This is a genomic window from Bradyrhizobium sp. SZCCHNS3002 (assembly GCF_032377435.1).
Lineage (GTDB): Bacteria > Pseudomonadota > Alphaproteobacteria > Rhizobiales > Xanthobacteraceae > Bradyrhizobium.
Genome location: NZ_JAUHHY010000011.1, coordinates 189,740 through 211,857, shown reverse-complemented (window position 1 = coordinate 211,857; position 22,118 = coordinate 189,740). Strand labels below are relative to the sequence as shown.

Genomic DNA, 22,118 nt, shown 5'->3' with positions numbered 1-22,118 from the left:
CCGCAGAAGAATCCACGCCATGCACCATGTCCAGTCTGTCTGAACCGGACAGCCGTGGGACAAGCCCGGCCATGACGACGTGGAGAGATGAGAGCAAGACTCCGATCATCGAATACGCTAGCCCTGCGGCCTGCTCGGAGCCCGTCGACCCTTTGACGGCTTCGTGGCGGAGCCTTCCTTTCTTCAAATTGCGCCGCGATTGATGTAATCGGATAACGAGATATTCAGGCTGCGGATGCAAAACGCGCCGAGACTTCCAGGAGCTGTCCATGTCGCTTGATTCGGATGTGATCGTCGATCGCCGCAGGCTGCGCCGCAAGCTGACGTTCTGGCGGGTGGTCGCGGTGCTGATCGCGGTCGCGGCTCTTTCCGCCATCGGCCTCGCCATGTCGCCGCGCGGCCGCACCGTGCTGTCGACCACCGGCTCGATCGCCCGCGTCAATATCGAGGGCCTGATCCGTAGCGATCATGAGCGAGTCGAGGCGCTGGAGCGGCTCGAAAACTCCTCGGCCGAAGCCGTCATCGTCCACATCAATTCGCCGGGCGGCACCACCGCCGGCTCCGAGCAGCTCTACGATTCGCTGGTCCGGCTGAAGGCGAAGAAGCCGCTGGTCGTCGTCGTTGAAGGTCTCGCGGCGTCCGGCGGCTATATCGGCGCGATCGCTGCCGATCACATCGTCGCGCAGCAGAGTTCGCTGGTCGGTTCGATCGGCGTGCTGTTCCAGTACCCCAATGTCGGCGAGCTGTTGAAGACGGTCGGCGTGAAGATCGAGGAGGTCAAATCCTCGCCGCTGAAGGCCGCCCCCAACGGCTACGAGCCCACCAGCCCGGAAGCGCGTGCGGCGCTCGACGCCCTGGTCAAGGATTCCTACGCCTGGTTCCGCGGACTGGTGAAGGATCGCCGCGCCATGAATGATGAGCAGTTGGAGAAGGTGGCCGACGGCCGCGTCTTCACCGGCCGGCAGGCGATCGAGCTGAAGCTGATCGACGAGCTCGGCGACGAGAAGACCGCGGTCGCCTGGCTCGTCGCGAACAAGAACGTCAAGAAGGACCTTCCGGTGCGTGACTACAAGCTCACGCCGCGGTTTGGCGACCTCACCTTCCTGCGAACGGCCACCTCGATCGCGCTCGACGCCGTCGGCCTGTCCGGAATCGCCCGCCAGCTCGAGCACACCGGCGTGGTCCAGGCGGTCGATCGCATCGGCCTCGACGGCATGCTCGCGCTCTGGACGCCCGCGCCGGGCAATTGAACTCGCCAAGACCATCCTCGGGACGATCTTCCCGTTTCGCGTGTGCCATGGCGAGGCCCCGTACCCGGCCTCGCCCCCAGATTCACGGCCGCGATGAATGATTTAGCGTCTTGACAGTCCAGCATATTTTCACGGAAATGGGACCTGTCTCCCCGGGTACATTTTCTCGATGATCAAATCCGAGCTGGTTCAGCGTATCGCCGAGCACAACCCGCATCTCTACCAGCGGGATGTCGAGAACATCGTCAACGCGATCCTCGACGAGATCGTCGCGGCGCTCGCCCGCGGTGACCGCGTCGAGCTGCGCGGCTTCGGCGCCTTCTCGGTCAAGCATCGGCCGGCCCGCGCCGGTCGCAACCCGCGGACCGGGGCGCATGTCCCGGTGGACCAGAAGAGCGTCCCGTTCTTCAAGACGGGCAAGGAAATGCGCGAGCGGCTGAACCGAGACAATCCCGCGGGCGCTGCGGCTGACGACTCAGACGATTGAAGCATCTCGCGCCGGCCGTGCTAGTCGTCGGCGGCTGATTTCGAGGCGAATCCGGCCTGACTGACACGAGCGAGCGCATGCGAAAATTCTTCACTGTCGTGGTCGTCCTTCCGCTGCTGGTGCTGTTCGTCATCTTCGCGGTCGCCAATCGGCATTTCGTTACCGTATCGTTTGATCCGTTCAACGCGACCGATCCGGCGCTCGCGGTATCGGTCCCGTTGTTCGCCTTGATCATCGCCGTCGCGATCCTGGGCGTGATCGCAGGTGGTTGTGCCACCTGGATCGGCCAGCGCCGCTGGCGGCGGGCCGCGCGCCGTCATCAGGCCGATGCCGAAGCGGCCCGTGCGCAGGTGGTGCAGTTGAGCGCCGCGGCGCGTGCAAATCAGGGCTCGGCACAATCTCTGGTTCCGGCGGCGCCGGCGCGGCTTTTCGCCCCTTATGGGCGAGACAAGCAGGGCGCCGCGTTGTAGAAGGCGCCCAAGCTCGGCGGCCTTGGAAGCCGCCGGCTTCTGGTGATCCTTTCCGCCCGGACGTGCGTTGTTCATCGATGTCCCTGCTCGTCAAAATCTGCGGCCTGACCACGCCCGATACCCTCGCTTCGGCGCTCGACGCGGGCGCCGACATGGTGGGCTTCGTGTTCTTTCCGCCGTCCCCACGCCATGTCGGCCTGACGGCCGCGCGTGAGCTGGGCCGTGACGTCAGGGGGCGCGCGCTCAAGGTGGCGCTGACCGTCGATGCCGACGACGCGATGATCGAAAATATCGTCGAGACGCTGCGGCCTGATCTCCTGCAGCTGCATGGCCGCGAAAGCATCGCGCGCATCCGCGACCTCAAGCAGCGCTTCGGCCTGCCCATCATGAAAGCCATTCCGGTCGCGACCGACGCCGATCTTGCGCCGCTGGCGGGCTACGCCGATGTGTGCGACCGCATCCTGTTCGACGCGCGGGCGCCGAAGGATGCGACCCGTCCCGGCGGACTCGGGGCTACCTTCGATTGGCGTCTGCTGCAGGGCCTGAAACTCGATCGCCCGTTCATGGTGTCCGGCGGCCTGAGCGCCGACAACGTCGCCGAGGCCGTGCGGATCACGCGCGCCGGCGGCGTCGACGTGTCATCCGGCGTCGAGCGAACGCCGGGTGTGAAGGATTGCGACATGATCCGGGATTTCATTCGCGCGGCGCGGGCCGCTGAAGAGTTGAGCGTTCAATGACGACAGCCATTCCCAATTCCTACCGCAGCGGTCCTGATGACCGCGGTCACTTCGGCATCTTCGGCGGCCGCTTCGTCGCCGAAACCCTGATGCCGCTGATCCTCGACCTGGAAAAGGCCTATGCGGAGGCCAAGGCCGATCCGGCATTCCATGCCGAGATGAACGGCTACCTGAAGAACTACGTCGGCCGGCCCTCGCCGCTGTATTACGCGGAGCGGCTGACGGAGCATCTCGGCGGCGCCAAGATCTACTTCAAGCGCGAGGAGCTGAATCACACCGGCTCGCACAAGGTCAACAACGTGCTCGGCCAGATCATGGTCGCGCGCCGGATGGGCAAGAAGCGCATCATCGCCGAGACCGGCGCCGGCCAGCATGGTGTGGCCACCGCAACGCTGTGCGCGCGCTTCGGATTGGACTGCGTGGTCTACATGGGCGCCGTCGACGTCGAGCGGCAGCAGCCGAATGTGATCCGCATGGAGATGCTCGGCGCCAAGGTGGTGCCGGTGCAGTCCGGCTCCAAGACGCTGAAGGATGCGATGAACGAGGCGCTGCGTGACTGGGTCACCAACGTCCACACCACGTTCTATTGCATCGGCACCGTCGCCGGCCCGCACCCCTATCCGATGATGGTGCGCGACTTCCAGTCGGTGATCGGCAGCGAGACGCGCGCGCAGATGCAGGAGGCCGAAGGCCGCCTGCCGGATTCGCTGATCGCCTGCATCGGCGGCGGCTCCAATGCGATGGGCCTGTTCCATCCGTTCCTCGATGATCCCTCGGTCGAGATCTACGGCGTCGAGGCCGCGGGCCACGGCCTCACGCAGCTGCATGCGGCATCGATCGCCGGTGGCCGTCCCGGCGTGCTGCACGGCAACCGCACCTATCTGCTGATGGATGAGGACGGACAGATCGAGGAGGCGCATTCGATCTCGGCCGGTCTCGACTATCCCGGTATCGGACCGGAGCATTCCTGGCTGCACGAGGTCGGCCGCGTGAACTATTTGTCGGCGACCGATGAGGAGGCGCTGGCCGCGTTCCAATTGCTATCGCGGCTCGAAGGCATCATCCCGGCGCTGGAGCCGGCGCATGCGATCGCCAAGGTCATGGAGCTCGCGCCGAAGAAGCCGAAAGACCACCTGATGGTGGTCAACATGTCCGGCCGCGGCGACAAGGACGTGCCGCAGGTGGGCGACATCTTGCGAGGAAGGGCGAAGGCATCGTGACCAGCCGGATGGATGCGCGTTTCGCGCAATTGAAAAAGGAAGGCCGCTCGGCGTTCGTCACCTTCGTGATGTCAGGCGACCCTGATCCTGAAACCTCGCTGGCGATCGTCAAGGCGCTGCCGCAGGCTGGCGCCGACATCATCGAGATCGGCATGCCGTTCACCGATCCGATGGCCGACGGTCCGTCGATCCAGGCGGCGGGCCTGCGCGCGCTGAAGGCCGGCATGACCCTGAGGAAGACGCTGCAACTGGTGCGCAGCTTCCGCGACAGCGATGTCGACACGCCGATCGTGCTGATGGGCTACTACAACCCGATCTACATCTACGGCGTCGACAGGTTTCTCGACGATGCCAAGACCGCCGGCGTCGACGGCCTGATCATCGTCGACCTGCCGCCGGAAGAGGACACCGAGCTCTGCATCCCCGCGCTGAAGGCCGGGCTCAACTTCATCCGGCTGGCGACGCCGACCACCGATGACAAGCGGCTGCCGGCGGTGCTCGCGAACACCTCCGGCTTCGTCTACTACGTCTCGATCACCGGCATCACCGGCGCGGCGGCCGCGGATTCGTCGGCTGTGGGCGCCGCCGTGGCGCGCATCAAGCGCCATACGGCGCTGCCCGTCTGCGTCGGCTTCGGCATCCGGACACCGGAGACGGCCCGCGCCATCGCAGCCCATGCCGATGGCGCCGTGGTCGGCACCGCCCTGGTCGACGCACTCCGCGCCAGCCTCGATGCCGAGGGCCGCGCGACCGCCAAGACCGTCAGCGCGGTCGCCGATCTGGCCGCCGCTCTCGCCCAGGGCGTGCGCGGCGCGCAACAGGCCGCGGAATAGGCCGTCAACCACTATCCGAGCGGATGTCGCGGCCGTCTTGCCGTGACCCCGCCGTCCCGCCATATATCCGGGCGACCGCAACACGGAGCGACACATGAACTGGCTTACCAACGTGGTCCGGCCGAAGATCCGCAACATCCTGCGCCGCGAGACGCCGGAGAACCTCTGGATCAAATGCCCGGATTCCGGACAGCTCGTGTTCTACAAGGACGTCGAGGCCAACCAGTTCGTCATCCCCGGCTCCAACTACCACATGCGCATGGGCGCGGTGGCGCGGCTGAAGTCGATGTTCGACAACGAGACCTGGTTCGACGTCGCGCTGCCCGAGGTCACGCCCGACCCGCTGAAATTCCGCGACGAGCGCCGCTATGCCGACCGCATCAAGGATGCGCGGGCGCGGACAGGCATGAACGATGCGGTGAAGGTCGGCTTCGGCAAGCTCGAAGGCATGGGCGTCGTCATCGCCGTGCAGGATTTCGATTTCATGGGCGGTTCGCTCGGCATGGCCGCCGGTGAGGCGATCGTGCGTGGCCTGGAGCTCGCGGTCGAGAAGAAGTCGCCGTTCATCGTGTTCGCGGCCTCCGGCGGCGCGCGCATGCAGGAAGGCATCCTGTCCCTGATGCAGATGCCGCGCACCACGGTCGCGGTCCAGATGCTGCGCGAGGCCAAGCTGCCCTACATCGTCGTGCAGACCAATCCGACCACCGGCGGCGTCACCGCGTCCTACGCGATGCTCGGCGACGTCCACATTGCCGAGCCCGGTGCGCTGATCGGGTTCGCCGGCGCCCGGGTGATCGAGCAGACCATTCGCGAGAAGCTGCCCGAAGGTTTCCAGCGCGCGGAATACCTGCTCGACCACGGCATGGTCGACATGGTCGTGCACCGTCATGACCTGCGCCCGACGCTGGCGCGGCTGTGCCGATTGCTGACCAAGGCGCCGGCCATCGAACACGCCAAGCCCGCGCCGCAGCTGCCGCCGCCGGCCAAGCCCGCCGAAGCCGCGGAAGCGCCGGCGGTCGCAACGAGCGCGTGAACGATTCTGCCGCCCAGCCAAGACCGTCGCTCGACGAGCTGATCACGCGGCTTTCTGCCCTGCATCCGAGCCGGATCTCGCTCGGGCTGGATCGCATGCACCGGCTGCTGGCGCAGCTCGGTCATCCCGAGCGCAAGCTGCCGCCGGTCATCCACGTCGCCGGCACCAACGGCAAGGGCTCCACGGTCGCATATCTGCGCGCAATGCTCGAGGCCGCGGGGCTGCGCGTCCACGTCTTCACCTCGCCCTGGCTGGTGCGCATCAACGAGAGCTATCGGCTCGGCCAGGTCGGCGGTGGCGTCCTGGTCGAGGACGACGAGCTGATCTCCGCGCTCTTGGAGTGCGAGCGGGTCAATGCCGGCGCGCCGATCACCTTCTTCGAGGTCAAGACCGTCGCGGCCTTCGTGCTGTTCGCAAGGCATCCAGCCGATGTCGTGCTGCTCGAAGTCGGCCTCGGTGGCCGGCTCGATTCCACCAATGTTGTCGAGCAGGTCGCGGCCTCCGTGCTGACGCCGATCAGCATGGACCACATGGAGTTTCTCGGTGACACCCGCGCGCTGATCGCGGCCGAGAAGGCCGCCATCATCAAGCGCGGCTGCCCGGTGATCTCGGCGGCGCAGGAGCCCGATGCGATGGCCGTGATCGAGCGCGAGGCCAGGCGACAGCGCGCGCCGTTGTTTGCCGCGGGCGAGAGCTGGCACGTCAGTGTCGAGCGCAACCGGCTGGTCTATCAGGACGACCGTGGTCTTCTTGATCTTCCGGCGCCAAAACTGTTCGGCCGGCATCAGTTCGACAATGCGGGCCTCGCGATCGCGACCTTGCGCGCGGTCGATCAGTTCAAGCTCGCCACCAAGGCGTTCGAGGACGGCATCGTCGGCGCCGAATGGCCGGCGCGCATGCAGCGGCTGTCGAGCGGCGCGCTCACCGCGATCGCGCCGCAGGGCGCGGAGATCTGGCTCGACGGCGGCCACAATGCCGAAGGCGGCCGTGTCGTCGCTGCGGCGATCGGGGATCTCGAGGAGCGCGTGTCGCGGCAGCTCGTCGTCATCGTCGGCATGATGGGCAACAAGGATGCCGCGGGCTTCCTGGCCAACTTCGCCGGCCTGACGCGCCACATCATCGTCGTGCCGATTCCGAACGAGAGCAAGGCGATGGCACCGGCTGATCTGGCCGCCGCCGCGCGCACGCTCGGCATGCGCGTCGAGATCGCCGATGGCGTCGCGTCGGCGCTCGCCGGCATCGCGCGGCTTGCCTATGAGGTCCCGCCGCGTATCCTGATCACGGGGTCGCTCTATCTCGCGGGCCACGTGCTCGACCTCAACGGCACCCCGCCGACCTGAGAGGAATGGCGCATGCGCTTTGCCGCGATCGCAGATGTCCACGGCAACCATCTCGCGCTGGAGGCCGTGCTCGCGGATATCAGTGCGCAAGGCGTGACCGAGATCGTCAACCTCGGCGACATCGCGAGCGGCCCGCTCGACGCGCGCAAGACGATGGACATGCTGATGCCGCTCGAGGCGGTGCATGTGCGCGGCAATCACGATCGCTGGCTGATCGATCGACCGCCGGAGAAGATGGGCGCATGGGAGCGGCCTGCTTACGCCCAGCTCGCAGCTGATCATCTCGACTGGCTGCGCACGATCCCGGCGACGGCCGTGTATCAGGACGAGGTGTTTCTATGTCACGCGACGCCCGATGACGACAACGTCTACTGGCTCGAGCGCGTCGCTCAGGACGGTGCGATCACTTGCGCGCTGCTCGACGACATCGAGCGACTGGCCGCCGGCATTTCGCAATCATTGATCCTGTGTGGCCATACCCACACGGCCCGTGCGGTGCGCTTGCGCGACGGTCGGCTGATCGTCAATCCGGGCAGCGTCGGCAGCCCCGGCTATTCCTACAACGTGCCGCATCCGCATGTCGTGCAGGCCGGCACGCCTGATGCGCGCTACGCGATCCTTGAGCTGACGTCGTCCGGCTGGAGCGTGAGCTTCCGCCACGTGCCCTATGATCACCGATCCATGGCTGCGCTCGCGCGCGCCAATGGCGACGAGGAATTTGCATCGGCGCTTGCGACCGGCTGGATCCGCTGAGCTCACGCGAGCAGTTTCCAGGGATCAGCGACCCTCTGCTCGAGCTGCTCGAACGTGCATTGCCTCGGCGATTTGTCGGGGCGCCAGCGCAGGATCGAGGTGCCGTGGCGAAAGCGCTCGCCGGAGAAGTGGTCGTAGCTGATTTCGATCACCAGCTTCGGCTTGAGCGGGCACCATTCCGCCGAGCGCTCGGTCGACCAGCGGCTCGGCCCGCCCGGCGCATTGCCGGTGAAGCCGGGCGGCGAGATCAGCGGCTCGAGCCTGTCGGTGAGTGCAGGCTTCTCGTCCTTCTTGAGCGCGGAGGTGAAGCCGACGTGATGCAGCAGGCCGTCATCGCCGTAGAGGCCGAGCAGCAGCGAGCCGACCAGCTTGCGCCCCTGGGCGCCCTTGTTCGTGGCGTAGCGGAAGCCGCCGATCACGCAATCGGCCGAGCGATAGCGCTTGATCTTCTGCATGCCGTCGCGGTTGCCTGCCTGGTAGGGCAGGTCGATGCGCTTGGCGATCACGCCATCCGAGCCGCCGCCGGATTGCGCCAGCCAGTCTTGCGCGGTCGCAAAGCGCGTCGTCGCCGGCGACAGCCGAAACGTCGGGTGCCCGGCGAAGTTCGCTTCCGCAAACGCCTCCAGCGCCGGCCGCCGTTCGTGCAGCGTGTGCGTCACGAGCTCCTTCTTGCCACTCGCCAGCAGATCGAAGGCGAGGAACAGCGCCGGCGTCTCCACCGACAGCTTCTTCACCCGGCTGGCGGCGGGATGAATCCGCTGCAGCAACGCATCGAACGAGAACGACTTCACCTGCGGCACCACCAGCTCTCCGTCGAGGATGAAGCTGGTTGCCTTCAGTTGGCGTGCCGCAGCGACCACCTCGGGGAAGTAGCGCGCGAGATCTTCGCCGGCTTTCGACTGCATCGTCACCTGAGCGCCCTCGCGCGCGAGCAGGCAGCGGAAGCCGTCCCATTTCGGCTCGTATTGCCAGTCCTCGCCGCGCGGGATTGCATCCACCGAGCGCGCCTCCATGGCCAGCAAACCGGATTTGCGGGAGGGCGAGCGATGGGCGCGGGCGGGCATGGCGACATCCGAAAACGCTGAAACACACCCCCTCAACGCGAACGGCCGGCGATTCCGCCGGCCGTTCGACAAAAATCCTGGATCGTGAAGCGTCAGACCGCCGACGAGATCCACTGCTGCAGCTTCGCCTTCGGCGCAGCGCCGACCTGGCGCGAGGCCATCTCGCCGCCCTTGAACACCATCAGGGTGGGGATCGACATCACGCCGTACTTCGAGGCCGTCTTCGGGCTCTCGTCGACGTTGAGCTTGACGATCTTGACCTTGTCGCCCATCGCGCTCGAGATCTCGTCCAGGGCGGGCGCAATCATGCGGCACGGGCCGCACCACTCGGCCCAGAAGTCGACCACGACCGGGCCGTCGGCCTTGAGCACTTCGCTTTCGAAATCGGCGTCGGAAACCTTGCCAACGGCCATGGGATTACCTCGTTCGGTTGGAGGGAGCGGCGCGGACGCACCGCCTCAGCGTGGGTGTCAAAGTAGGAATGGCGTGATGCCGGGTCAAGCGGGCTCACTCAGACGTGCTGGGATGGCAGCATGGCGTCCAGCGCGGAGGCCGGAAGCTCCATGAATTCAGCGGCTTCGGTCCAGAGCAGCGCGGCGCGGACGTTTCGTCCGGGGTACAACTGGCCGAGCACGGCGCGGTACAGCGCGAGCTGCCGGACATAGGCCGGGGGCACGTCGGCGAGTCCCGAGGGCGGCTGCTGGTTGGTCTTGAAGTCGACGATCAGTACCTCGGCCTCGGTCACCACCAGTCGGTCGATCTGGCCGGAGACCAGCGCCGGAGGCTGGCCGGCCAGTGCGAGGCGGCCCACGATCGAGACTTCCGCCCGGCTCCCGGCCGCGAACACCGCGGCAAAGCGCGGGTCTTCGACCACGGCGAGCACGCGTTCCGCGAGTCCCGCGCGCTCGTCCTCCGGCCAGTCGGCGGCGTTGCGAATCAGATATCGCAGCGCGGCATCGCGCCGCCGCTCCGGCGGCACCTCGGGCAGCGACTGCAGCAGGCGATGCACCAGCGTGCCGCGCTGCATCGCGAGGCTGCGCGCGGCCAGCGATTCGCCCGTGCGCACCGGCCGCTCGTCGGCGGACGGATCGGATGGCCGGAGCACGGCGACCTCGCCGGGCGCCTCCGCCGCCGCCGTGCGCAGCCACGCCGGCAGCTCGACGGCCGTCTCGACCATGCGCTGCGTTTCGTCAGCAGCGGTTTCCGCGATGTCCTCGGCCCGCGCGTAGCGCTTGACCGGCCCGTCCTCGGTTTCGATCACCTCGACCTGCAGGCCCGCCGCGTCAAGGCCGCGCGCCATCAGGTCGTACCAGCTGCCGCCGCGGACGTTGTTCATGTTGCCCGGCATGCAGCCGCCGATGACCAGCCGATCCGCGGCGCGCGTCATCGCGACATAGAGCAGCCGCCGATATTCGTCCTCGGTTTCCTTGAGCATCGCCGTGCGCGCCGCAGCCACGGCTTGCGGATCGTCGGCCTTGCGGCCGGCCCAGACCACGATCTCCTGCTCGCCATGCGGCACGTGGATCAGCCGCAGCCGCTGCGAATCCGCCGGCGATGACGTCGTGTCGACCAGGAAGACGACGGAGGCTTCGAGGCCCTTGGCGCCGTGCACGGTCATGACGCGCACCTCATCGCGCGAAATCTCCATGTCGCGCTTCACCTCGGTGTCGGCGGCGCGCAGCCAGGCGATGAATCCCTGCAGCGAGGCCGGCGCCTTGCGCTCATAGGACAGCGCCAGCTCCAGGAATTCGTCGAGCGCGTCGTTCGCCTCGTGGCCGAGTCGCGCCAGGATGCGGCGCCGGCCGCCATCGCCGCCAAGCAGCCAGGCATAGAACGCGAACGGCGTGTCCTCAGACGCACGGCGCTCGCATTGCTGCAGGCGTCGGACCACCGCCTGCAGCCGCTCGTCGTCAGCGGCATGGGCTGTGAGTGCGTCCCGTAAGGAGCCGCGACGCTGCCACGCCAGCTTGAACAGATCCTCGTCGTCGAGGCCGAACAGCGGGCTCTTCAGCGCGGTGGCCAGCGCCAGATCGTCCTGCGGCAGCAGCAGCGCGTCGGCGAGGTTCATCAGATCGATGATGGCGATGTGCTCCGTCAGCTTCAGCCGGTCGGCGCCGGCGACCGGAATGCCCGCATGTTTGAGCGCCTGGATCACGGCGTCGAACGCGTTGCCGCGCCGGCGCACCAGGATCAGCATGTCGCCATAGCTCAGCCGCCGCCGCGCGCCGTCATGGCCGGTCATCGTGCCCACACGAATGAGCCGCTTGATCTCGGCCTGGATGCGCCTGGACAGCTTCACCTCGGGGCTCGTCACGGAGACGCCGTCGAACGGCGCGCGCCAGCCCTCGATCTCCTTGCGGTCGTCGCGTTCGCACAGGCTCCAGAGCTCGACCATGCTCGGCCCGGCATCGGTCAGCGCGTTGTGGATGGGATGGCCGATGTCAGGCGAGTGGATGCTGCTGTAGACCTCGCGCTCGCGGAATACATGGTCGACCGCGTGCAGCACCGTCGGCCCGGAGCGGAACGAATAGGTGAAGGACACCGGATCGAACAACAGCCCGGCGTCGGTGAAGCGCTTCTGCAATTGCCGCCGGCGCGCATCGAACTCGTGCGGGTCGGCGCCCTGGAACGAGAAGATCGACTGCTTCTCGTCGCCGACCGCGAAGATCGTCCGCGTCAGGCCGTCGCGCGCGCCGGCGCCGGCGGTGAACTCCTCGATGATGTGGGCAACGATGTCCCACTGCCGTGGGCTCGTATCCTGGGCCTCGTCGATCAGCACGTGATCGACGCCGCGGTCGAGCTTGTAGTGGACCCAGCCGGCGGAGACGCGGTTGAGCATCGCCAGTGTCTTGTCGATCAGGTCGTCATAGTCGAGCAGCCCGCGCTCCTCCTTCTCGCGGCGATAGTTCGCGGCTGCCGCTGTCGCGATCTGCAGCAGCGCCTCGGTGCGGTCGCGCACGACAGCGGCGCTGCGCTTCTCGATCAGGCGGTCGAGCCGGGCGGCCTCGGAATCGAACAGACCCGCCAACCCCGGATTGGCGTCGGCGAACTTCTTGGTCAGCAGCGATTTGCGTGGCTGCTTGTCGTCGGTGAGAAACAGCCGGAGATATTCGTCGACCTGATCGGCTCCAGAGAACGCCAGTGCAGCGCGAAGTTGCTCCGCCTGCTTCTGGTCGGTCTTGGCGCCGCCATCCAGCCGGGCGGCGATCTCGGTCCAGTCCGCGCGCGGCAGGTTTGGACCGTCAAGAATGTCGCGCTCGATCGCCTCCAGCGTCTCATCAGCGCCGATGCCAAGTACTTCGCCGAGATGCTGCGCGGCGACCTCGACGCGGCCGGCGCCATCGGTCCAGGCCATGAAATGATCGCGGCTCAGGCAAGCCTCGCGCACGACCTCCTTGAAGGTCGAGTCGGCGGCATTGGCCATCACCACCTGCAGCGCCCGGCCGACCGCGCTGTCCGGCGCCCTGGAGGCATCGAGCAGCACCTTGAGATTGGCGCGCTCCATCATCTCGGTCTGGTCGCGCTCGTCGAGCACCGAGAACCGCGCCGGCACATTGGCCTCGAACGGAAACTGCTGCAGCAGCCGCGTGCACAGCGCGTGGATGGTCTGCACCTTCAGCCCGCCCGGCGTCTCCAGCGCGCTGGCAAATAGTTTGCGCGCCGAGGCGCGCAGCTTCTTGTCGGGGTTGGGAATGCCGGTGGATCGGATCGCGTCATCCAGCGCGTCGTGGTCGAGCGTCACCCAATGGCCGAGCGTCGAGAACACGCGCTCGGCCATGTTGGCGGCGGCGGCCTTGGTGAAGGTGATGCAGAGGATCTTCTCCGGCGGCACGCCGTCGAGCAGCAGCCGGATCACGCGCTGCACCAGCACATGCGTCTTGCCCGAGCCGGCATTGGCCGACACGAACGCGGAGGCAGCCGGGTTCGATGCGCGCGTCTGCGCCTCGCGCACGGCCTGCGGAATGGGGCGGGGCGCCTTCACCATTCCTCCACTCCCAGGCCACCTGCCGCCGACCATTCCTTGATGCGGGCGAGGTCGTCATAGCTGCCGTAGCGGTTGGCCCACATCGACAGGTTCAGCGAGGTGTAGCCCTGATTGACGTCCTCGAAGCTGCGGATCAAGGCCTCGAGCTTCGCGCGCGCCTCCTGCGCGGCCTGGTCCGGATGCTGCGGCGGGTCGCTCTTGTTGATCTTCAGCTCGAGAATGCGCTCCTCGCCCGGCGGGTTGTTGCCGGACAGCCGGACATAAACGAGCTGGCTGATCAGGCTGCCGGCCGGAATGCCGTCGAAGCCGCCCTCGCGGAGGATCGCGGCTTCAAGCGTGAGCTGCGGCGACAGGCCCATGCGCACCTGCTTGGCCGTGGGCGGCTGTCCGGTCTTGTAGTCGAGAATGGCGTAGGTGCCCTCGGCACGCTGCTCGATGCGGTCGGCGCGCGCCGACAGGATGAAGGTACGGCCATTGTCGAGCGGAATGCCGATTTCGCCGCGGATCTCCGCGGTGATCGCGCCGATCTGCGCGCGTCGCGCGCTCTCCCACGCCGCAAACCAGCCGGCGATGCGCTGGAAGCGCGGCCACCACAGCGCCCGCGCCTCGGGACGCTCCATCAATGGTGCAAAATGCTTCTCGCCGATCACGCGTAGCGCATGCGCCGGATGCAGCGGCAGCGCATCGGCATAAACTTGCGTGAACTCGCCGATCGCCTCGTGGATCGCCGAGCCGCGATCGGCTGATGACAGCGGCATGTCGACGGGATCGAGCGGATCGAGCCGCAGGATGTAGCGCGCGAAGATCGTGTAGGGATCGCGCAGCCAGTCCTCGATCGCGGTCACCGACATGCGCAGCGGCCGTGCTGCCAGCGGCGGCTTCGGTGCCGGCTGTTCGACCGGCTTCACCGCAGTGGGCTGGTCGAGCACCTCGGCATAGCGGACGTAAGTCTCGCCGCGCGCCTCCGCCGCCTTCCAGCGCTCGGCGCCGGCGACGGCTTCGAGCCGATGCAGGAAGCGCGAGGCCACGGCGGGCGCGCCGCCGGACTTTGCCGCGTGAGTCAGGATCACCTCGGGTGCGCCGAGCAGCTGCGCGAAATCGTGCGCGGAGAGACCGATGCGGCGCTCGGGCAGATCGAGACCGAGCTGATGCCGCATCGGCCGGCTCAGCCAGGGATCAATGCGCGGCGCCGGCGGCCAGATGCCCTCGACCAGGCCACCGATGATCATGCGGTCGGCCTGCATCAGCCGCGCTTCGAGCGGACCGTAGATCTGCAGCTGTGCGCCGTGGCGCTCGGGCCGGCGCACCGCGCGATCGGAGAAGGCGGTATGGAACAGATCCGGATAGTCCGCCAGCGGCGCCATCAGGCCGCAGCGCTCGCCGGACGCGAGCAGGTCGTCGAAGCAGCGCGCCAGCGCGGCGCCGTCGCGATCGGTGAAGGCGGTGCTGAGGCCGACATCGTCGGTCGACAGCGCAATCAGCACCTCACGATGCCGCGCCGCGAGCTCAGCGAAATCCTGCGGGCGCGGCGAGGCGAGGTTTTCCAGCGGCGCCAGCGCCGTCTGCAATTGCGCGATCAGCGCGCCGGCGCGGTCGAGCTGCTCGGGACTGAGGCGCGCGCGTGGCTCGGCCTTGTGCAGCGATGATACCTCGCCCTGGTGCAGCTTGGTGTGCTCGTCGCGGAAGCGCGCGAAGTCGCGCGCGAGCCCGCCGGTTCCGGCTTGCGGCCGCGTGCCGCGCAGCACCGCGAGCTCCAGCGTCTCGATGGCACTCTTCCAGCCATTCGCGGCGCGGCCGAGCCGGCACAGCGGATGCTTGAGCAGCGCCAGCAGGGTCGGCGGCTCCAACCCGCGCGCGGCGGCTTCGGCGGCGAGGCGCGCGAAGATGCCGGCGGGCGTCTCCAACAGCGCATCACCGCCGGAGTCGTCGAAGGTGAGGTGCCAGCGCGCTAGCGCCGCCATCACGCGGCGGGCCAGCGCGCGGTCCGGCGTCACCAGCGCGGCCGATTTGCCGAGATGGCGCGCCTCGCGCATCGCGATCGCGATCGCCAGCGCCTCCATCTCCGGATTGGGCGCAGCGACGACCGCGAGGTTGTCCATGGCTTCCGCGATGTTGGCGGCGATGTCGAACTGGCGCAGCCGCTCGTGCCAGACGGCGGTCGCCTCCGACGGCCGCATCGCCTCTGAGATCAACACCTCCCGGCCGCCGCGGCCGGTTGGGACGAGACGGACCACGTCGCGCCGGTCCAGGCCGAAGCGCTTGAGCAGCAGATGCATGGCATATTGCGGATGGTTGACCGCGGGCGGCGTCAACACGCGGCCGGCGCGGTCCCTGGCACCGCCGATCGAATTCCACGCGGCTTCGTCGAGATCGGTGTCGAGCCCAGGCAGCACCACCGCGCCATGCGGAAGCTTGGCGACGGCGAGCAGGAATTTTGCCGTCGCCGGCATCGAGCCGGTGGAGCCGGCGGCAATGACGGGACCATCGGCATGCGCCGACAGCCGCGCGGCTTCGGCCGCGATCAACAGATCGCGCCGCGCCGCCGGCTCGATGCGCTCGATCTCCTGCAGATAGGCCGGCCACGCGGTCCGCGCGATGCGCAGGAACTCGAGCGAATACTGCCAGTATTTGTCGAGCTGATCCGGCACCAGCGCGTCGAGCGCGTCCCACGACACGCCGCGCGTCACCATGTCGTCGATCAGCCGTGCGAGGTCGCCGGCCAGCGCGAGCGTCGAGGCGGGCCCGCCGATCACCAGCGGCGCCGACACCGGCGTCTTGGCCCAGGCCGCCACCAGCCGTGCCAGCGTAAGCCGGCGCTGCAGGTCGTCGAGCCGTTCCGGGATCTCCAGCGGCGCGGGCCCGAGGAACGCGTCGCGATCCTCGGCGAAGGCAAGCTCGTCCTCATCGATGTCGCCGAGCGCGACGAGGCGCGGCAGCACCGCGGCATCGGTCTTCAGCTCGTCGAGGAACATTTCGCGCGCGACACGGAGCGAACGGCGCGTCGGCAGATACAGCGTGGCGGTCGCGAGTCGGGCCGGATCGCTGCGCGCCTCGAAGCCGTCGACCAGCCGGCCGTCGACCAGCGCCGCGATCACGCTGCGCAGGAACGGCGCCGAGATGGGAACGGTGAAGACGCGCATGGCCTGCGATTCGGGTTGCCCAGGCCGTCTATATAGGGAGCGATCGGGCGGAGGTCATATCCGGGGTGTGGATGGGTGTTGATAGCGCCGCGACCGCTCCGATGTTGGACGCCGCACGCGGGGAGCCCCTCTGCGGCCGCGATCTCAGCTGTCGTCGCCCGCTTTCGCGGGCGGTGAGAGCTGAGTTGCTGGAACCATCCGCCCACCTTCATCGTCACCGACAGCGCGGCGAAGCAATCCAGGGCTGAGCACGGGACTCTGGATTGGGTCGCTGCGCTCGCAATGACGGAGAAAAGCCGCTGCGCTCCGGATGATACCGAGTGTGAGGTGATGGCTTCGCCCCGGGGGTCTACGCCGCACTCTCCAGCAGCGCCTCTTCGGCTTCCATCACAGCAGCCGGCGTCCCGACATGCATCCACACGCCTTCGAGGCGGAGGCCGAACAGGCGGTCCTGCTCGTTCGCCTTGTCGAACATCTTCGTCAGCGAGAACTCGCCCTTCGGCGCGCCGTCGAAGATCGCCGGCGAGATGATCGCGGCGCCCGCATAGACGAACGGCACCACCTGATGCTCCCGCCGCTTGCGCAAGGTGCCGTCGGCGAGCATCGCGTAGTCGCCTTGACCCGCGTAGCCGATCGAGGTCGCGGTCGGCGCCATCAGCAGCATGATGTCCATGCGTTCGGGATCGAACGCGTCGGCGAGCCGGGACAGATTCTGGCGCACGCCCTCGATCCACATCGTGTCGGAGTTGACGTGGAAGAACGGCTCATGGCCGAGCAGCGGCAGCGCCTTGACGACGCCGCCGCCGGTGCCGAGCACCTGGTCGCGCTCGTCGGAGATGATCACGCGGGGCGTGCTGCGCGCGGCCGTGTGCTCGATGATCTGGTCGGCGAGATAGTGGACGTTGACGACGGCTTCGGTGACGCCGGCTTCGGCGAGGCGGTCGAGCACATGGTCGAGCAGCGGGCGGCCGGCGACGCGCACCAGCGGTTTGGGCATCGTCTCGGTCAGTGGGCGCATGCGCAATCCGAGACCGGCGGCGAGGACCATGGCTTTGTGCGGTTTGACGGGCATCTTCAGGGCATCTCGATCAACGGTGGTGCGAATCATACCACGCAAGAACATCTATCGTCTCGGCCGGTTGCGATAGCCTGGGCCGATGACGAATATGCGACGGCTGCCCGGCCGTCGTGATGCAAGATGCCGCAGGCTGTCGTGGCTCGGTCAGGCTTCGGCCGTGGCGCGCTTGTTGGTCTTCTTCTTGCCCTGCTTCAGGAAGGTGACGCCGATCTGGTCGCCATTGACCCAGGCCAACTCGCAGCGCCGGTAGGCCAAGCCGGTCGACGACAACAGCAGGAAGAACTCCTTCAGGTGCAGGCCTTCGACCGAGCCCTCGACCGTCAGCTTCGCCCCGGTCTCCGAGACGTCCTCGATGGTGCAGTTGCGGCGCCAGGTGCCGTCGATGCCCATCATGAAAGCCGGGATGCCGCGCTCGAAGACGACGCGTTCGCCCTTCATCCGCTCTGCCATCGCAACCTCCATTCACGCGCGGTGCGCAATCGGCGCCGCGGGCGCAAGGTAAGGGGGGATGGCTAAGAACCGGTAAAGCTACGGTGTGAGAGCGATGGTGCGAGCTTGCCATGGCGACGGTCGGCTCCCCTGCCCGCATGGGGGAGGGGAGTGGACCGTCGGTGCCATGAGAGGATGCTTCAAGCTATGCCCGCCGGCGGCGGCACGTTCGCCGCGTACCAGTCGCGCAGCGGCTCCAGTGCGGGATGGGCCAGCGACCGGTGGAGATAGTCCCAGATGCGGGGCTGGTGCTTGAGGTAATGCGGCTTGCCGTCGCGGCGGTTGAGGCGGGCGAAGGTGCCGAGCAGGCGGGTGTTGCGCTGGGCCGACATGATCGCGTAGTGCGCGCTGAATTCGTCGGCGTCGAACTCCGTCGACGCAGCTTGGCGCGCGGCGATGTAGCGCTCTCGGAGCGCCCGCTCGATCTCGGGCGACACGTCGATCCGGGCGTCCTGCGCCAGGGAGACCACGTCGTAGGCCGGCGGTCCCATCACCGCGTCCTGGAAGTCGATCACGCCCACGCGGGCGATGCCGTCGCGGGCGGGTAGCCAGAGCAGGTTCGGCGAGTGATAGTCGCGGATCACCCAGGTCGGCTTGGAGGTCGGCTTGGATGTCGGCTTGGCCGCGAGCGGCGCCTCCAGCAACTCGCGCCAAATTTCCAGGAATTCGGCGCGCAGCACCTCCGACAGCTCCACACCACGGTCGGGCAGGTACCATTCGAGCATCAGGCCGATCTCGATCAGCATCGCGTCGATGTCGAAGGTCGGAACCTTGTAGGTCACCTGCGGCGCCAGCGGCAGCACCGCGGGGACGTCCTGCGCGTGCAGCGCGGCCAACAGATCGGTCGCGGCCTCGTAGCGCTCCACGATCGGTCGTGGCGGGTCGCCCTCGATCACGCCCTCGCGTCCGAGATCCTCGGTGATGAGAAAGCCTTGGCCGAGATCGGCGTCGTTGATCTTCGGCGCCGAGATGCCGCGCCCGCGCAAGGCGGCGGCGATCGCGACGAATGGGCGGACGTCCTCGGCGAGATGCACGGCGCCGCTATAGGGTTTGCCGTTGTAGGTTGCCGGGCCGTCGGGCCGTTTCGGCGAGTTCATCAGGATGAAGACGCGCTCGCCCTTGTGGAGCCGCGCATAGGAGCGGGTCGAGGCATCGCCGGCCATGCGCTCGCGGCGCGATTTGGCGTGCCCGGCCTCGGCGAGGAATTCGCGCAAGGCTTTCAGCCGTGCAACCACCGCGGCCGCCTTGCCGCTGCCGGTGACCTCGGCGCTGCGGGCGGTGTCGCCCCGCGATGGATCGTGGCGCAGCGCGATGTCGATGCGGTCCAGTGGCAGAGCGCTGCCGGCGCGCTCCGGCCATTCGATCAGCACGACGGTCGCCTCCGGCAGCGGCGACAGGCCGATCTCCTCGAGCTCCGATGCATCGCTGATGCGATAGAGATCGGCATGCACCAGCGGGAAGCTCGGCAGGTCGTAGCTCTGCGCCAGGGTGAAGGTCGGACTGGGCACCTCCAGCTCGTCGTCGCCGGCGAGGTAGCGGATCATCGCCCGCGCCGCCGCGGTTTTGCCGGAGCCGAGATCGCCGGTGAGCGTGATCAGCGCGCCCGGGCCGATCAGCAGCGCGAGGTCGGCCATGAGAGCGGCGGTGGCGGCTTCGTCCGCGAGCGCGGTGGTGAATGTCAGCTGGTCCGTCATTCCGCGGCGTTGCGTTGCGCGACGTGGTCGGTCGGGAAGTCACAGGTGACCGTGGTGCCCTTGCCGACCACCGAATCCATCCGCACCCTGCCGCCATGCAGCTCGACGAAGGAGCGCACCAGCGACAGGCCGAGGCCGGCGCCGCGATGGCGCGAGCCCTGCGAATGGCTCTCGAACCATTCGAACACCTTGTCCTTCACCTCGGGCGGAATGCCGGGGCCGGAATCGGTGACCGCGAAGGTGACGCTGTGATCGGTGCGGCGGGCGCTGACGACGACGCTCGAATCCGGCGGCGAGAAGCCAACGGCGTTGGCGAGCAGATTGTAGAGCACCTGCACGACGCGGCGCTCGTCGCCGACGAAAGAGCCGACATCGGGGTCGACCGCAATCGTCAGGCGGATGCGATCGGTGGCGAGGCGGTCCTGCACGCCCTCGGCCGCGGCCTCGATCGCCTTGGCGGCGTCGACCGGCCCGAGCTCGAGCTTCATGGCGCCGGCATCGATGGTGGCGAGGTCGAGAATGTTGTTGGTGAGAGCGAGCAGCGCGTTGGTGGATTTGGTGACGTAGTCGAGATACTCGGCCTGCTTCGGCGTCAGCGGTCCCGTGGATGGATCCGACAGGAAATGCGCGAAGCCGATGATCGTCGTCAGCGGCGCGCGCAGCTCGTAGGACACGTGGTGGACGAAGTCGATCTTCATCTGGCCGGCGGCTTCGAGCGCCTCGTTGCTCTCGCGCAACGCCCGCTCGACATTCTCGGTATCGGTGATGTCCTGGAAGGTGAGCATGGTCGCGCCGTCGGGCAGGGGACGGCTCATGCAGTCGAGCACGCTGCCGTCCTTGCGCTCGAGCTTCAGCGCCGCGTCGAGCCGGTTCTCGATCGAGGTGATCGCCTCGCGGATGGTGCGCCAGGCGACGGCGTCGTCATAGAGCTGATGGCACCAGGATTCCACGGTGTCGATATGCGGATGCTCGCGCAACTGATCCGGCGACAGCCGCCACATCTTGGCGAAGGCCGGATTGAACAGCTCGACCCGGCCGTTCGAGCCGAACACCGCAACGCCTTCGGCAAGGCTGTCGAGCGTCTCGCGCTGGACCCGGATCAGGCCGTCGAAGCGGCGGGCAAGTGCGAAGCTCTCGGTGACGTCGTCGAACAGATAGGTGACGCCGCCTTCCGGGTTCGGCGTGGTGACGACCGATAATGCGCGGCCGTCGGGCAGGAACCAGGTGTCCTTGGCGGCCTCGACGGCGCGATAGGCCTCGTGAAGCTTGGCCTTCCAGGCCCGGAAGTCGGCCTGCTCGGGCAACTTGCGCGCGGCGCGAAGACGATCGAGCACCGACGAGTCATCCGGCTGACTGTCCAGGAACGTGGGATCGAGACCCCACAGCCGGCGATAGGAGTCGTTGTAGAAGGCGAGCCGGCGCTGTCCGTCGAACACGGCCACGCCTGAGGACAACTGGTCGAGCGTGCGCCGGTGTGCTTCCCGCATCCGCACCACGGCCGCATCCAGCGCCGCCGCCTCGCTGGCGTCGATGGCGACACCGGCGCTGCCGTGGCCCAGCATGAAGGCGCGCACGTCATACATGCGGCGCTCGCCGCCGGTCACGATCGGCAGCCGGCCTTCGAAACGGCCGTTGGCGCCGAGCGCACGCTGCAGGTCGATACGGTCGGCCGAGTCGAGCAGCTCGATGTTGCGGCCGATCGCGTCCGGCACGTCGCGGGCGTCCGCGGCGCGGGCATAGGCCGGGTTGACGTAAGCGAGGGCGCCATTGGCCTGCCGCGCCCAGATCGGCCACGGCAGCGCCGATGCCAGCGCGCGCAGCGACTCCGTCTCCTCGCCGAGCGCCTTGAAGCGGAGCTGCGTCTCGGCGAGCTCGCGGCGCAGGCCCGACAATTCGCGGATGCGCACGATGGCCTGCCCGCCGATGGCGCGGCCCATCGCCTCGATCGCATGGCCGTGCGAGGTGGTGAGATTGAGCATGAAGCCTTCGCCCGCTTCGCGCAGCGCGTCGACGGCGCGGTCGAGCTGCAGCGCAGGCTCCGGCGGCAGCCAGGTTCCAAAGGCGAGAATGCGCTGCGGCTGATCCTGCGGCACCAGCATCGAGGTGTCGCCGGAGATCTGCGGGCGATGGCCGCCGGCCGGCCAGGCGATCAGGATCTGCGGCTCGGCGAACAGCAGCGCACGGTAGCGATCGGCCTGCAGTTGCAGTTCGGCGACGTCGGCGCGCAACCGCGCTTCCTTCCGGCCGGCCGCCAGACGCGTGCGCACCAGCGCCACTGCAGCGACCACGGAGAAGCCGAGCAGCGCCAGCATCGCCGTGACCTCGGCGATATCAGGACGGCTCAGCTCGAACAGCGTCGTGATCGCATCCGGCGGCACGCCATCGCCTGCGAAGCCCGGTGTCGCCGGCGCAAGCGCAGTCGCAGCGAGACCCATCAGGCCTTTGCGCGCAAGTGACGTGCACGACAGCAGCGTCTGACGCATCACCACGATCACGCCCGACATATTTGCCCCAAACCGCACGAAGTTCCGCGCGGCGCCGATCG

18 protein-coding genes are annotated in these 22,118 nt (G+C 67.8%); 9 read left to right on the top strand and 9 right to left on the bottom strand.

The window, feature by feature from the left end:
• The coding region (locus tag QW845_RS23895) for a hypothetical protein (protein ID WP_315803969.1) at positions 1-271 on the bottom strand (271 nt) is incomplete at its 3' end.
• On the opposite strand from QW845_RS23895, the gene sppA reads away from it, so the two are divergent.
• From sppA to QW845_RS23850, 9 genes are all read left to right on the top strand, one after another.
• Positions 270-1,250, top strand: a complete 981-nt coding sequence (gene sppA, locus QW845_RS23890) for a signal peptide peptidase SppA (protein WP_315803968.1) — start codon at positions 270-272, stop codon at positions 1,248-1,250. The two genes, QW845_RS23895 and sppA, sit on opposite strands and share 2 nt — an antisense overlap.
• Before the next feature lie 169 nt (positions 1,251-1,419).
• Positions 1,420-1,737 (top strand): integration host factor subunit beta, encoded by a 318-nt coding sequence (locus QW845_RS23885; protein ID WP_315803967.1) that lies wholly within the window; start codon positions 1,420-1,422, stop codon positions 1,735-1,737.
• A 77-nt stretch (positions 1,738-1,814) separates the two neighbouring features.
• On the top strand, positions 1,815-2,207 hold the full coding sequence (locus tag QW845_RS23880; RefSeq protein ID WP_315803966.1) for a lipopolysaccharide assembly protein LapA domain-containing protein: 393 nt from the start codon (positions 1,815-1,817) through the stop codon (positions 2,205-2,207).
• Between the two features lie 77 nt (positions 2,208-2,284).
• Entirely contained in the window at positions 2,285-2,944 is a 660-nt protein-coding gene (locus tag QW845_RS23875; protein WP_315803965.1) for a phosphoribosylanthranilate isomerase, read from the top strand.
• A complete protein-coding gene (trpB, locus tag QW845_RS23870; RefSeq protein WP_315803964.1) occupies positions 2,941-4,164 on the top strand; it encodes a tryptophan synthase subunit beta in 1,224 nt (407 codons plus the stop codon). The genes QW845_RS23875 and trpB overlap by 4 nt, the downstream gene beginning before the upstream one ends.
• Positions 4,161-4,997 carry a tryptophan synthase subunit alpha gene (gene trpA / locus QW845_RS23865; protein WP_315803963.1) on the top strand — a complete coding sequence of 279 codons (837 nt, stop codon included), beginning with the start codon at positions 4,161-4,163 and terminating at the stop codon, positions 4,995-4,997. The genes trpB and trpA overlap by 4 nt, the downstream gene beginning before the upstream one ends.
• 94 nt (positions 4,998-5,091) lie before the next feature.
• A complete protein-coding gene (accD, locus tag QW845_RS23860) occupies positions 5,092-6,030 on the top strand; it encodes an acetyl-CoA carboxylase, carboxyltransferase subunit beta (protein WP_315803962.1) in 939 nt (312 codons plus the stop codon).
• The gene (locus QW845_RS23855) at positions 6,027-7,370 is read left to right on the top strand and encodes a folylpolyglutamate synthase/dihydrofolate synthase family protein (protein WP_315803961.1); all 1,344 of its coding nucleotides are present in this window, start codon (positions 6,027-6,029) and stop codon (positions 7,368-7,370) included. The genes accD and QW845_RS23855 overlap by 4 nt, the downstream gene beginning before the upstream one ends.
• A 12-nt stretch (positions 7,371-7,382) precedes the next feature.
• The gene (locus QW845_RS23850) at positions 7,383-8,123 is read left to right on the top strand and encodes a metallophosphoesterase family protein (RefSeq protein WP_315803960.1); all 741 of its coding nucleotides are present in this window, start codon (positions 7,383-7,385) and stop codon (positions 8,121-8,123) included.
• 2 nt (positions 8,124-8,125) lie between these two features.
• Here QW845_RS23850 and QW845_RS23845 read toward each other — a convergent pair whose 3' ends face one another.
• The 8 genes from QW845_RS23845 to QW845_RS23810 all read right to left on the bottom strand — a co-directional run bounded on the left by QW845_RS23845 (position 8,126) and on the right by QW845_RS23810 (position 22,077).
• Positions 8,126-9,136 (bottom strand): ATP-dependent DNA ligase, encoded by a 1,011-nt coding sequence (locus tag QW845_RS23845; RefSeq protein WP_315803982.1) that lies wholly within the window; start codon positions 9,134-9,136, stop codon positions 8,126-8,128.
• 143 nt (positions 9,137-9,279) lie between these two features.
• Positions 9,280-9,600, bottom strand: a complete 321-nt coding sequence (gene trxA / locus QW845_RS23840; RefSeq protein ID WP_015663255.1) for a thioredoxin — start codon at positions 9,598-9,600, stop codon at positions 9,280-9,282.
• 98 nt (positions 9,601-9,698) lie between these two features.
• Complete coding sequence (gene addA / locus QW845_RS23835; protein ID WP_315803959.1) at positions 9,699-13,172, bottom strand: double-strand break repair helicase AddA; 3,474 nt, start codon at positions 13,170-13,172, stop codon at positions 9,699-9,701.
• Positions 13,166-16,312 (bottom strand): double-strand break repair protein AddB, encoded by a 3,147-nt coding sequence (gene addB, locus QW845_RS23830; protein WP_315803958.1) that lies wholly within the window; start codon positions 16,310-16,312, stop codon positions 13,166-13,168. The genes addA and addB overlap by 7 nt, the downstream gene beginning before the upstream one ends.
• Positions 16,313-16,661: 349 nt before the next feature.
• Positions 16,662-17,384 carry a nucleotidyltransferase family protein gene (locus QW845_RS23825; protein ID WP_315803957.1) on the bottom strand — a complete coding sequence of 241 codons (723 nt, stop codon included), beginning with the start codon at positions 17,382-17,384 and terminating at the stop codon, positions 16,662-16,664.
• Between the two features lie 150 nt (positions 17,385-17,534).
• Positions 17,535-17,840, bottom strand: coding sequence for a PilZ domain-containing protein (locus QW845_RS23820; RefSeq protein ID WP_008963143.1), 306 nt, complete (start codon positions 17,838-17,840; stop codon positions 17,535-17,537).
• Positions 17,841-18,019: 179 nt separating this feature from the next.
• Positions 18,020-19,573, bottom strand: a complete 1,554-nt coding sequence (gene tsaE, locus QW845_RS23815) for a tRNA (adenosine(37)-N6)-threonylcarbamoyltransferase complex ATPase subunit type 1 TsaE (protein WP_315803956.1) — start codon at positions 19,571-19,573, stop codon at positions 18,020-18,022.
• Positions 19,570-22,077 (bottom strand): sensor histidine kinase, encoded by a 2,508-nt coding sequence (locus tag QW845_RS23810; protein ID WP_315803955.1) that lies wholly within the window; start codon positions 22,075-22,077, stop codon positions 19,570-19,572. Before QW845_RS23810 ends, tsaE begins: the two co-directional genes overlap by 4 nt.
• Between the last annotated feature and the right edge of the window lie 41 nt (positions 22,078-22,118).

What these genes read in the sequence shown, in the direction of transcription:
- sppA (WP_315803968.1), top strand. Translation starts at nt 270, where the DNA reads ATGTCGCTTGATTCGGATGTGATCGTCGATCGCCGCAGGCTGCGCCGC.
- QW845_RS23885 (WP_315803967.1), top strand. Translation starts at nt 1,420, where the DNA reads ATGATCAAATCCGAGCTGGTTCAGCGTATCGCCGAGCACAACCCGCAT.
- QW845_RS23880 (WP_315803966.1), top strand. Translation starts at nt 1,815, where the DNA reads ATGCGAAAATTCTTCACTGTCGTGGTCGTCCTTCCGCTGCTGGTGCTG.
- QW845_RS23875 (WP_315803965.1), top strand. Translation starts at nt 2,285, where the DNA reads ATGTCCCTGCTCGTCAAAATCTGCGGCCTGACCACGCCCGATACCCTC.
- trpB (WP_315803964.1), top strand. Translation starts at nt 2,941, where the DNA reads ATGACGACAGCCATTCCCAATTCCTACCGCAGCGGTCCTGATGACCGC.
- accD (WP_315803962.1), top strand. Translation starts at nt 5,092, where the DNA reads ATGAACTGGCTTACCAACGTGGTCCGGCCGAAGATCCGCAACATCCTG.
- QW845_RS23850 (WP_315803960.1), top strand. Translation starts at nt 7,383, where the DNA reads ATGCGCTTTGCCGCGATCGCAGATGTCCACGGCAACCATCTCGCGCTG.
- QW845_RS23845 (WP_315803982.1), bottom strand. Translation starts at nt 9,136, where the DNA reads ATGGAGGCGCGCTCGGTGGATGCAATCCCGCGCGGCGAGGACTGGCAA.
- trxA (WP_015663255.1), bottom strand. Translation starts at nt 9,600, where the DNA reads ATGGCCGTTGGCAAGGTTTCCGACGCCGATTTCGAAAGCGAAGTGCTC.
- addA (WP_315803959.1), bottom strand. Translation starts at nt 13,172, where the DNA reads ATGGTGAAGGCGCCCCGCCCCATTCCGCAGGCCGTGCGCGAGGCGCAG.
- addB (WP_315803958.1), bottom strand. Translation starts at nt 16,312, where the DNA reads ATGCGCGTCTTCACCGTTCCCATCTCGGCGCCGTTCCTGCGCAGCGTG.
- QW845_RS23825 (WP_315803957.1), bottom strand. Translation starts at nt 17,384, where the DNA reads ATGCCCGTCAAACCGCACAAAGCCATGGTCCTCGCCGCCGGTCTCGGA.
- QW845_RS23820 (WP_008963143.1), bottom strand. Translation starts at nt 17,840, where the DNA reads ATGGCAGAGCGGATGAAGGGCGAACGCGTCGTCTTCGAGCGCGGCATC.
- tsaE (WP_315803956.1), bottom strand. Translation starts at nt 19,573, where the DNA reads ATGACGGACCAGCTGACATTCACCACCGCGCTCGCGGACGAAGCCGCC.
- QW845_RS23810 (WP_315803955.1), bottom strand. Translation starts at nt 22,077, where the DNA reads ATGTCGGGCGTGATCGTGGTGATGCGTCAGACGCTGCTGTCGTGCACG.